This is a genomic window from Nostoc sp. KVJ3 (assembly GCF_026127265.1).
Lineage (GTDB): Bacteria > Cyanobacteriota > Cyanobacteriia > Cyanobacteriales > Nostocaceae > Nostoc.
Genome location: NZ_WWFG01000001.1, coordinates 715455 through 728354, shown reverse-complemented (window position 1 = coordinate 728354; position 12900 = coordinate 715455). Strand labels below are relative to the sequence as shown.

Here is a 12900-nt window from a genome sequence, read left to right as displayed (position 1 = left end):
TGGCTCTCGCCTAGCATTTATCAAAGACTCCAAGAATCAACCCATTGAGAGCGTTGAAGATACAAAAGGAAAATATATTCACAGATATTGATTACAAATATGCGCGGGTATTAAATGCTTGCAGTGGGTTTTACGTGATTTTGCTGATTAGTGGGAAGCACAAATTTGATTAAATCAATAAAAACGTAAACAACGCAAGTAGACTGAATCTTGCTTCACCAAATCTTTATAATCACTTCTGATGTCGCAAAAATAAATTCAGAAAGATTTTACCCTGTTTCAGCAATCACACAGATGATCAATAATTGTTAATTCCTATTTTTATAAGGCTTTCCGAGTTAGAGAATTTCAACTTTAGGTAATAATTTTCCGCCTAGTTTTTTAAAGTATTAGCAAAGTTAAGGTTTTGTTAATGTTTAAATAATCTGATAATGAAGCTAAAAATGGCGTTGTTGCACCAATAGGAGAGTGAAAAATTTCCAGGAAGATGGGGTAGGGCAAACGCATGGTATTTCTAAAACCCTTGCAGCACAAGGATATTGATGAAAAAATCGCCGAAATCATCATTAACACGCATCTGCGATGGCGATCGCTCTTAGAGATATGTCAGCTATCTACACCTTCTGAGGTTCTATTTGTTTTTGTTAATTTCTAGCCAGTTGTAAAGCGGGAACCGAACTCGATTGAATGCTGTATCAATCATGTAGAGGGGTTCTACAGCACTCAATTAACAACTGGCTCCGGCTGGGACACCGAAAGCGGAAAGTTTTATCTTATCCCTCGTATAACTAAGCTGAATTATTTGCTCAGAGGTCAGGAAATCTTCAGATTGTAATCCTAACGAACTAAGAGTGTTCCAAAAAATAAATGATCCAAAGCCCGACAATTGGGCATTTTTTTACTTGGAGTACTCTAATACCCCTATTCCCATAGGATTACTATTTGATTTTTGAACAAAATTAGGTATTGTAGGGTGTTTTAAAACAGAGTTCGTAACGCACTACGATCTATAGTTAAGTGCAGTACTTTCTGCGCTAACAAACCTTTAATTAATCCACGCTTTGGCAACAGAAGTAGTAATGTCTGCAATCGGAGGGTTCTTGGTTATATAAAGATTTTTATTATAACTAATTCATAGTAATTTACAGCGAGAGTGAATATCAAAAACTTATTAACACATAAACAAAAATAATTATATATCAATTATATCAATTTATCAATAAATAATATGAAGAATATGCAAAGATGTGTCTTTAAGCAAAGACATCTAAGTAAATACGATAATATATAGTTAGTGTTGGATATCTACGGCTAGTAGCAATCCAAGGGGGTATAAAGAATTTTTTCCCGATCAGGAGTCAACTCTTGACTATTTTCAAGTTATTAAGACTTAGGCACTGGAAAAAACGGTTCTTCGGTTATTTTTATGGAAAAACTGATTCAAAATCATTGAAAGCCTTATTATGTAGGCATTACATTTAAAAAAGAGCATAATCCTCTATAAACTTTTTCCCATAAGCATTTTGTTATAACCAATCCTAAATCACCATAAAAACAACACAAGAACCAAAAAACCAAATATGAAGGGTGGCTTTTAAGCATTCAATTGTCAGATTTTTTAATCATCTTTGTTCACTGATTTCTACTGAACAAAGATGATTAAAAAAGGCTGAAATGACCTATTGCTGTGAATTCATCCCCTGATTAATTTGTACAATGCTTAAGGCTTAGATAGTTTGAGATGGTTAGTAATGACTGAGGCAAACTCTACAAATTCTTCTCTACGAGACGGTGAACGTTAGCTGAATCCTATCGTAGAGAAAGCGGTTCAAGAAAGGAAGATTTTTGGCGATTTTTGCGTAAATCCTGCTTAGGAAAGTGTTACATCAAAGCCATTCAAAGGATGAATATTCGAGAAATCTTCTAATCTTCAAGAGTGACTGATAAAGCATACCAAAAACATTAAATTGCGGTGGTTTGTTTGTGCTGTTTTAAAGCACAAACAGCAGATTAATAATAGGACTTACGCACTTTACAAAGAACTTATGATGTGCATTAACGTAAACACGCTGTTTCAGGTTTTTCATTGATGGTAAATAGACCCGCATCGTAGGGGCAATTCATGAATTGCCCCTACGACGGATCTGGTTTTTGCAATCATCTATGACTTGGTCTTTCCTGTCAATGCGTAAGTCCTAAATAACTGAAAGTTGCTGAAAAAATAGATTTAGGTAGATAAAAATCATGGCAAATATCATTGGAACCAACGGTAACGATACCCTAGTGGGTACTGACTCGGACGATATCATTAACGGTAAAGCTGGTAACGACATCATCGGAAATTCCGATGGCAACGATACATTGACTGGTGGAGGCGGCAACGATAAATTTGTTTACAACTTGTACAACGGCAATGATATCATCACCGATTTTGCTGGCATAGGTAAAGGCACAAATCCCTCGGCAAAAGTCATTGCGGAAGTGGATACCCTAAGTTTCCAAGGTGCTGCTGAATTCAATGCCCGAAATTTGCTGCTGACTCAGAACGGCAACAATCTAGAAATCAACTTTGAAGGGCTGATTGAGCATTATTATTATGGGGGTTTTACTGGACCTCTGGTTGTTCTGCAAAACTTTGCCCTGGAAAATCTGGATAACCTCAGTAAATCTACAGGAGCTAAGGTAAACTTAGGCAATATCCTGTTTAGTGGGCAAACTACAATTACCGATAGCTTTGATGTCTTCAATGCCAACTCCACTCAAAGCACTATCTTCAATAAGAATACAGTCACCTTCCTTAACGATCTGAACAATAATGTTAACGGCTTTGATAACTCAGATGATGTCATCAATGGTCAGGGGGGTGATGATAAAATTGATGGCAAAAGTGGCAACGATCTGATTAGAGGTGGTACGGGGAATGATACTCTCGTTGGTGGTGCAGGGAATGACACCCTCAACGGCGATACGGGAAATAACTCTCTCGTTGGTGGTACTGGTGATGATAGCTTGAATGTTGACTCTTCAATAGGCGATAACACACTCATTGGTGGCGCTGGTAATGATACCTTAGATGCTGGTGGTTCATCGGGCAATAACTCACTCTCTGGGGGTGATGGCAATGATTCTCTTTACGCCTCTTACTTTAATGATTACACTGGACACAGTTTTTTAAACTCTTCAGGCGATGACACCCTCGTTGGTGGCGCTGGTAATGATATCTTAGATGCTGGTGGTTCATCGGGCAATAACTCACTCTCTGGGGGCGATGGCAACGATATTCTCTCCACCTCTGGCTCTAATGTATATAGAATGTATACTTTTAGCTCTTCAGGCAACAACACCCTCAATGGTGGTGCTGGTGACGATCAATTGTATGCTAGCTTTTCATCAGGCAATAACATCCTCTCTGGTGGTGATGGCAATGATACTCTCTCCGCCTCTGGCTACGTCGTCCCCTACGATTATTATTTACTCGCTTCAGGCAATAACACACTTATTGGTGGTGCTGGTGACGACAAGTTATATGCTAACTTTTCAACAGGCAATAACTTCCTCTTTGGGGGCGATGGCAATGATTCCTTCTATCTAAGCTCCGCACCCGCAGATAGTTCCCCTTCTTATTTGGTGACTCAAACTGTAGATGGGGGTAATGGTAATGATGTGTTGTCTATCGATGACAGCTTGGCTACAGAAGGTATCACAACGACATTCAATCCTAATAGTAACACTGGCTCAATTACGGCAGGTACGTATCGAGTTAATTACAAAAATATCGAAGGATTAAATATCTCAGGTACAGCCTACGATGACAAGATTGTGGGTAGTAATGGCAACGATACGCTCTCCGCAGGAACTGGTGGCAATGATACGATCGATGGGGGTAAGGGCGACGATTACTTATCTATAACGCTAGATGGTAGTATTGCTGGCAATGATACGATCGATGGGGGTAATGGTAACGATTACTTATCCATCAATTTTAGCGATCCTACCGGAGGAATTACTTCGACTTTCAATGCCATCACTAATATTGGATCGATTAAGGGAGGCACAAATAGCGTTACCTACAAGAATATCGAACGATATTCTTTAACCATCTCAGGTACAGCCTATGATGACAATATTGTGGGGGGCAATGGTAACGATACGCTCTCTACGGGAACTGGTGGCAATGATACGATCGATGGGGGTAAAGGTGACGATTTATTGTCCGTCAATTTTAGCAACGCTACCGGAGGAATCACTTCGTCTTTCAATGCCATTACTAATATTGGAGCAATTACCGAAGGTACGAATAGCGTTACCTACAAGAATATCGAAGGATTAAGTATTTCAGGTACAGCCTACAATGACAATATTGTGGGGAGTAATGGCAACGATACGATCTCCACTACCTTTAGTGGGAATGATGCGATAGATGGCGGGACAGGTGATGATTTATTGTTCATCGCTTACGACTTTCTCTCTGACCCAAATGTTACCCGTGGAATCACTTCGACTTTCAATGCTACTACTAATATTGGCTCAATTACTGCCGGTACCAATAGCGTTAGCTATAAGAATATCGAACGATTAAATATCTCAGGTACAAACTACGATGACTTTATTGTGGGGGGCAATGGCAATGATACGCTCTCCGGGGGCGATCTTGATAATGCTGGCAATGATACGATTATTGGCGGTGCAGGTAACGATTATCTCAAAGTTAACTATTCAATATACAATAATCTGCTGGATGGAGGCGATGGCAACGATTATTTCAATCTTCATAACACATTTGGCAACAATACCCTTAATGGCGGGGATGGCAATGATTCTTTAGATTTTAGCAATGATTCTTCAGATTTTCCTATTCCTTCTAACAACTTAGTGACTCAAACAGTAGATGGAGGGACGGGTGACGATTACTTGTCGTTCTATAACAATCGTGTAACCCAAGGAATCACTTCAACTTTCAATGCCGCTACTAACATTGGATCAATTACGGCAGATACAGATCGGGTTAACTACAAGAATATCGAACGATTAAATATCTTAGGTACAGCCTACGATGATTTGATTGTGGGAAGCAATGGCAATGATACGCTCTCCGGGGGCAATGGTAATGATAGCCTCTATGGAGGAGATGGTATTGATACCTTTACTTTCAGTAGTTACAATGACGGTGTTGATAGTCTTTATGACTTCAACGCTACTAATGAAGTGATTCAGGTATCGGCTGTTGGCTTTGGTGGTGGGTTATCAACACCTTCACTGAAAGCGAATCAGTTTACTATCGGCACATCTGCAACCACTAGCGAAGAGCGATTTATCTACAACAGCGTTACAGGTGCATTGTACTTTGACCAAGATGGTAGTGCGGCTGGGTTTACTCAGGTAAAATTTGCTCAACTATCTACTGGATTGTCACTAACCAACAACAATTTTGTGGTTGGTTAATCTCATCAGGATGCCAATCAGTAAGCGGTAAGATTTGCGGGGTGCTATTTTTAGCATCTTGCATTTGATTACTTAGAGTGTTCCAAAAAATAAATGATCCAAAACCCGTCATTGCGAGCGAAGCAATCCCAAGAGCTGCGATTGCTTAGCTTCGCTCGCAATGACAATTGGGCATTTTTTTACTTGGAGACGATTGTAGTATCCCAGCACCAATAGCAGGTACCTCGCAATGACAATTGGGCATTTTTTTACTTGGAGTACTCTTAATGCAAGTCATTAGACATCTACAGAAATTAAATATGCGTTATGCAGAACCTTTCTAGAGACGCGTATATCGCATCTCTACATTCTATTTTCGGAGATGTCTATTTGGGTAAGCGATCGCAATTCTTCTACAGATATGCCTCCAACGCAACTATCTTTTTCATTAACCTCGCATTTATAACAAAGACGTAAGGTTAGGTGAAGTTTAGTTTGTATGTACTATTCTGCTATAAAAATTTACTATTGCTGCTACTATTTGCTGCTTGATTATTGAAGAAGTCCATGATAGCATCCGTAAAGTTACGGAAAAAACAACCTGATTAGTTTTCGGGAAACTCCAAATCTATTCATAATCGGAAAAATTTGTAAAATTTCCCAGATAATATAATACAAAAATTTATCAGCTTCGATTTTGATTAATTGGCAAGCTGACAGTTTCCAGTTGGGGAGAGATTTGTACAGAATTAATCTTTTTCTGGCAATGCTTGCAGTGAGAAAATTTATGCGCCCATATTATAGTTCTACCTATGAAAATCACGGAAGAATGGAGTATTTTGCAGGCATTATACAGATTTTGGAGTGTTCTAAGCATTCAATCAGAAAGTATAGTTAGGCGTGATTTAGGCGATCGCAGGATTAATAGATTTAAATTTTGGCAAATATTGATTCCTCTAGCCACAACTAGCGGAGTTATTGTTTCTGGGCATAGCACCATAGCTCAAATTGTTCCAGATCGCACACTCGGCAAAGAAAGTTCCATTGTTACACCCAATGTTGATATCAAAGGTGTGCAAAGCGATCGCATAGATGGTGGGGCGATTCGCGGTTCAGCTTTATTTCATAGTTTTCAGGAATTTAGTATTGGCGAAGGGAGAGGAGGCTATTTCAGCAACCCATCTGGAATTGAAAATATTTTTAGTCGGGTGACAGGGACTAATGCCTCCAATATCTATGGAAAACTGGGTGTTCTGGGGAATGCTAATTTGTTCTTGCTCAACCCCAACGGAATTATTTTTGGCCCCAATGCATCGTTAGATTTGAATGGTTCATTTTTAGGTAGTACAGGCAATAGTTTTAATTTTGGGAATGGGAAAGAGTTTAGTGCTAGTAATCCGACAGCCCCACCATTGCTATCTGTATCAGTGCCTTTGGGAGTGCAATTTAACCAAAAACAGCCAAGTGCGATCGCTAACTTGGGGAATCTCTCAACAAAGCAAAACCTCACACTGTTGGGAGGTACAGTTGCTAGCACAGGACAATTGTCAGCATCAGAAGGACAAATTGCAGTTGCAGCCGTACCAAGTGGTAGTGTTGTAAATTTGAGTTCAACAGGACAATTTCAAAATATTGATACTTCATCAGCGTTAGGGGCTGGGAATTCAGCTTCTCTGACTAAATTACTGACAAGCATTGATGAGCGATCGCGTCTAGGGTTGACAGTCAATAACAACGGACAGGTAGAGTTATCAGGTTCTGGCTTACCTGTAGTAGATGGCGATGTCGTAGCCAAAAATATTACAGCCCAGACAGCAACACTCACAGCGCATCATAACTTAACTCTAGTTGAGAGTCAGATTGGTACAAATGGGGATTTAAACCTGCTAGCAGGAGATACAGTGCGGATACGAGATAGTGAGGCAAATCCCTTTGTCGCCCAAGCTGGAGGAAATTTATTAGTTCAGGGTAGACAAGGAGTTGATATTTTTGCCTTGAATAATTCCTCCAGTGGGCTTGTTTCGGGAAGGGATATGGTGTTGCGATCGGCTAACACTGTGGGAGGCGATGCTCATTATTGGGCTGGTGGTAATTTTCGGATTGAGCAACTAGATGGAAGTTTAGGAGGTTTGTTCAGTCCTTACGATCCGATTATTCGAGCGGCTGGAGATGTAAGTTTTGACAGCTACACAGGAGGTTCGCTGCATATCCTCGCTGGTGGGAGTGTGAAAATCAACGGCAATGTTGAAATTACAGGTGCAGATGCAAATGCACTTATTCAGACAGTACCATTATCAGATACAACAACGGTAGAAATTAATGGCACAATTTCTCCAACTTTAGATATTCGAGCGGGTGTACGTGCAGATGCGATCGCGGGTACTCCAATTGAGGGCAGTCTCATTCCAGTATCTCAACTGACAGGAATACCGAATCGCAATGAAATTACCAATTTTAATAGAAGTGACAATGAGCCAACAAGCGCAAATATAGAAATAGGAAGTATTGTTAACACAAGAGTTAACGGTCAAATATTTTTAACCAATCAATATCAGCCTAACAACCTATCCACTGGTTCCATTCAAATTACCAATGGAATTACAGATCCAATAGCCCTTGGTTTAGGTTCCTTCTCAATTCGTGCTTACGGTAATCCAGTCACGATAGATGCTAGAGGAGATGTGAAGGTTGCTGGCATCATTACTGGTACAGGTAATGGCAGGGGTGGAGATATCAATATTATCAGTGAAGGAGGTATCGATACTAGAGGTGGCAAAATACTATCAAGAAGCAGTGAGATTGCTGGAAATGTTACTCTTCAAGCGATCGGTGATATTCACTCTGGTAATATAGAAGCTTCCAACACTAGTAATACTGGTAATCCAGAAAATTTCAGCGATATCACACTTGAATCATCACAAGGCTCTGTTTTTCTAGATAAAGTTCAACTAGAAGCTAGTAACAATGGTTCAGATTTTGCAGGAGATATTAATATTTTTGCTCCTCAAGGCAATGTAGAAATCACAGGGACTGGAAGTAGAAATTCTGGACAAGAGACTATTCTCACTAATGGATATTTTGGAAGAATTAATATTGAAGCTGGCGGTCAAGTGTCTATTACAGACAGTACAGTGAGTGCCCAAACCCTACAAAATTTACCTGCGCCAGCGCCAAATATAACTCGTCGAGCCGGAGATATTAGTATTACTTCTCAACAGGGAAATATTGATATTAGCAACTCAGTCGTAGACTCTAGCACAAATGTAATAAATGTAGGTAACATCGACGCAGGTAATATAAATATTGATGCCACAAATGGGTCGGTTTCGGTTACAAAGGCCTCTCAAGTATTGAGCAGCAATGCTGGTAGAGGAGAAGGAAATGCAGGCAGTGTAAAAATTACAGCCAGAGACACGGTTACTATCGCTGGGCGTTCAATTAATGGCTTCGCTACCGTGGGAAGCGATGTGATAGGAGATGGGATAGGAGATGGCGGTTTGCTCACCATTCAAGCATCATCAGTTGATATCAAAGATGGGGCGATAGTAGCTGCCAGCATCCTCAATGGAAAAGGAAGGGATAGAAACGGAGGATTTGCACAGGCTGGATCTGTGAATATCATAGCAACCAATAAAGTTGCTGTGAATAATAGTGTCGTTTTTAGTGAGATAGGATCGGGATCGGTCGGTAACGGCGGAAAAGTTAACATCACAGCACCCACAATCATTGTTGATAACGGTGCTTCTTTAATCACTAATGTCCGCAAAGCAGATCGCGGTCGATCTGCTGGTAGGGGTAGCGGGGGTGACATAATTCTTAGCACTGATTCGTTTTCCCTAAAAAATGGGAGTCTATTGGCTACCAGCGTCTCTGGGCAAAGTCCGAGTCCTAACATTAGGGGTTCGGCTGGTAACATAATTATCAAGGGCTATAACACTGAAGCCAGTAAGAGCATTTCTATTGATGGTCAAGGGATTAATGATTTTAGTAATTTATTTGGCAGTCTTAACCCTAATAACGATGTCAACCTGATCGTTCCCAGTGCAATCTTAAGCACAGTAGAAGCATCAGCAGAAGGGACAAATAATGGCGGCAAAATAGACATTACAACTGACTCACTTTCTGTAACTAACTTTGCTCGATTGATTACTAGCACTTTCGCACAAGGAAAAGCAGGTAATTTAATTATTAAGGCTAGCGACCAAGTTACCTTTGATGGAGGTTTTGCCTTCGCTACAGTTGAAACTCCTACAGAAAGAGCTATAACGGGTCAAGGTGGGGACATCAACATCAAAACCGGCTCCCTCTTTGTTCGCAATGGCGCTCAGATGCAAGCCCTCACTAGGGGACGGGGTAATGCAGGTAAAATCATAATTAATGCTTCTGATTCTGTCAATATTTCTGGAAGCTCTAGCGCATTATTCACTTCCGCAGAACCCGGTTCTATAGGATCTGGTGGCGATATCACTATAGGAAGTGAAATACGACCCAATCTTTTCCGCATATCAGATGGTGCTGCGTTAATTGCAAGTACTAATAATGCTCAACAAGCGGGCAGTATTACCATTAACGCCAATAGAGTTGAGGCCATCAATGGGGGGAAACTGATCGCTGAAACAACCTCTAACGGTGGAGCAGCAGGTACGATTACTATCAATGCTGGTAGGCGGGTAAATGTTAATGGAAATTCTGGGGTTGAGACAGGCTTGTTTGTTCGTTCTCAAAGGTCAGCAAGTACAGCAGGTGATATCAAAGTTAACGCGCCTATTGTGTTTTTGGACAACAATGGAAAGTTGATTGCTGAATCCGGTGGTGGTAATGGGGGTAATATAACTTTGGAAGAAGGAACCTTACTACTGCTGCGTCATAATAGTCTCATTTCCACCACTGCGGGTAAGGAAGGGCAACCGGGGAATGGCGGCAAAATCAATATCAATTACCCTCAAGGTTTTGTGATTGCAGGTTTTCGCCGAAACAACGACATTGCAGCTGATGCTTTCAAAGACTTTGGTGGCAAAGTCACAATCACTGCTCTTGGTGCTGTAAACATAGATACCCTAAGTTTTCTAGACTTGAAGCGCCAATTCCCGCCCGGCACCACAGCAGCAAACCTAAATCCTCAATTACTACCAACTAACGATGCCACTGCAAACTCGCTGACAAACCCCAATGGAGGGGGAATTGTAGAAATCAATGCACCCAATATAGACCCCACACGCGGAACAATTCAGTTACCAGAAGATTTAGGTGATTCTTCTAAATTGATTGCCCAAAGTTGTCGAGTGGGTGTGCAGGGAGCAGCTAATAGTTTTATAGTCACTGGACGCGGAGGATTACCATCTAGTCCTAATTCTGCTCTCAGTACTGATACCTTTCTAGGAAGTGCTGCAAATACCTCTGGCGAACAGACTACCTCCATCCCACTACCCCTACGAGAAGCCCAAGGCGTAGAAATTGGGTCTGGAGGAGAGATTATTTTGACTGCTCATCCCTCTACTCTCACTTCTCATACACCTTGGCAGAGATTAAACAGTTGCAATGGGCAATAAATATTTTGGTTATTTTGGGAATATGCATCAGCTTAAATTTTTAGTCACACTAGCGATTCTAGGGTTCAGCCTACCTATACAAATGAAAGCATTTGCTATGGCTGTAGTTCAAGTCCCCAGAGACGACTTGCTTGCACAGGTCAACCTACCGCAAAATTTGCCTCCTCCTCAAGATGTCTTACCTCCACCATCTTCACCTCCCCAACCGTCTACAATTCCTTCTCCACCCCCTTCTCCAGATAACCTGTTACCTTTTACTCCTCCTCCTAATCTCCCACAGCGATCAGATCCAGATGTACCGATTAAGTTATTAGTAAATAAGTTCAAATTTACAGGTAGTTCAGTCTTCAAAAATGAGGAAAAATTACTCCAAGCAATTGAAGTTTTTCTTTTTGAAGAAAACTCTGATTTATTAAGTGAGGAAGCAAAATGTGACAGATTAAAACATTTAGATAAACAGCCTCCTTTGCGAAAACTGCCAAGAAGTGAAAGTGACTCACCGGTTGAACTCACGTTTTCCCAGTTGCTAGAGGCACGTTCTGCCATTACTCAGCTTTATTTGTGTAATGGCTATATCACTTCTGGCGCACTGATCCCAGAACAAAAACTACCACCTCTACCCCAAGCTGGTGCGGTAACTATAGAAATACTGGAGGGGACTTTAGAAGATATCCAAGTTATTGGTAATCGGCGGTTAAGTAAAGACTATATTCGCAGTCGCTTATCAAGGGCAAATAAAAAGCCCCTCAATCGTGAGAAGTTATTAGAAGCACTACAACTACTACAACTTAACCCCCGCATCGAAAATTTGTCGGCGGAGTTAGCTGCTGGTACTCGTGTTGGTCAGAACTTGCTCGTCGTTCGGGTAGAAGAAGCCAAAACCTTTCATACCCAAATCCTCCTTGATAACAATCGTTCTCCTAGTGTCGGTAGTTTCCAACGTACTGCTCAGTTGCAAGAGGCAAATCTTTTGGGGATGGGAGACGAGTTGAGTGTTTCTTACGCCAACACTGATGGTAGTAATGAAGTAAATCTAAGTTATGCCTTACCTTTGACTTCTGAAGAAACTACCTTGACTTTCAACTATGGGAGGGGTTGGAGTAATGTCATTGAAAAACCTTTTAATAAGCTAGATATTTATTCTAATTCTGAGAATTACCAGTTGACACTGCGCCATCCAGTGATTCGCAATCCTCGGCAAGAATTGGCCTTGGGATTAGCCTTATCTTATCAACAAACTCAAACTTTTATTGGACTTGATAATATAGGGCCTTTTCCAATTTCACCAGGAGCCGATGATGAAGGACGGACTCGTATTTCTGCACTGCGCTTTTTTCAAGAATGGACTGATCGTGGCGATCGCTCTGTTTTTGCACTCCGTTCTCAGTTCAGTCTAGGACTCGATGTCTTGGGAGCCACAATTAACGAATCTAGCCCTGACAGCCGCTTTTTTGCTTGGAGAGGACAGGCTCAATGGGTACGTCTTTTAGCCAAAAATACATTGTTAGTACTTCGAGGTGACTTGCAATTAGCAGATCGACGACTTGTATCTCTAGAGCAATTTCGTCTTGGAGGTCAAGCCAGTGTTAGAGGCTTTCGTCAAGATGCTTTACTTGCAGATAACGGATTTTTTGGTTCCGCAGAAGTCCGTTTACCAATTAAAACCTTTCCAGAAATACAAGGCTTGTTACAAGTTATACCTTTTGTCGATGTGGGTACAGCCTGGAATAACTTTGAGGGTTCAGATCCCAACCCAAATCCTCTGGTGTCGGCAGGATTAGGTTTGCGTTTTCAGATGAGCGATCGCATTGATGCCCGCTTTGATTGGGGTATTCCTCTAGTATCTGTTGATTCTGATAAAAAAACTTTACAAGAACAAGGAATTTATTTTTCTTTATTATGGAGCCTCTTTTGATATTAGATTGAGTTA

The 12900-nt window shown here is 40.9% G+C and carries 4 protein-coding genes; all 4 read left to right on the top strand.

The genetic code is table 11. The annotated features are described in order from the left end of the window. Positions 1-505: 505 nt before the first annotated feature. The 4 genes from GTQ43_RS03060 to GTQ43_RS03035 all read left to right on the top strand — a co-directional run bounded on the left by GTQ43_RS03060 (position 506) and on the right by GTQ43_RS03035 (position 12885). A complete protein-coding gene (locus tag GTQ43_RS03060; RefSeq protein ID WP_265270594.1) occupies positions 506-655 on the top strand; it encodes a hypothetical protein in 150 nt (49 codons plus the stop codon). 1589 nt (positions 656-2244) lie between these two features. Then, positions 2245-5442 (top strand): calcium-binding protein, encoded by a 3198-nt coding sequence (locus GTQ43_RS03045; RefSeq protein WP_321162376.1) that lies wholly within the window; start codon positions 2245-2247, stop codon positions 5440-5442. A gap of 791 nt (positions 5443-6233) precedes the next feature. Beyond that, a complete protein-coding gene (locus tag GTQ43_RS03040; RefSeq protein ID WP_265270592.1) occupies positions 6234-10970 on the top strand; it encodes a filamentous hemagglutinin N-terminal domain-containing protein in 4737 nt (1578 codons plus the stop codon). Positions 10971-10992: 22 nt separating this feature from the next. Further along, complete coding sequence (locus tag GTQ43_RS03035; RefSeq protein ID WP_265270589.1) at positions 10993-12885, top strand: ShlB/FhaC/HecB family hemolysin secretion/activation protein; 1893 nt, start codon at positions 10993-10995, stop codon at positions 12883-12885. The last annotated feature ends 15 nt before the right edge of the window (positions 12886-12900 follow it).

What these genes read in the sequence shown, in the direction of transcription:
- GTQ43_RS03060 (WP_265270594.1), top strand. Translation starts at nt 506, where the DNA reads ATGGTATTTCTAAAACCCTTGCAGCACAAGGATATTGATGAAAAAATC.
- GTQ43_RS03045 (WP_321162376.1), top strand. Translation starts at nt 2,245, where the DNA reads ATGGCAAATATCATTGGAACCAACGGTAACGATACCCTAGTGGGTACT.
- GTQ43_RS03040 (WP_265270592.1), top strand. Translation starts at nt 6,234, where the DNA reads ATGAAAATCACGGAAGAATGGAGTATTTTGCAGGCATTATACAGATTT.
- GTQ43_RS03035 (WP_265270589.1), top strand. Translation starts at nt 10,993, where the DNA reads ATGCATCAGCTTAAATTTTTAGTCACACTAGCGATTCTAGGGTTCAGC.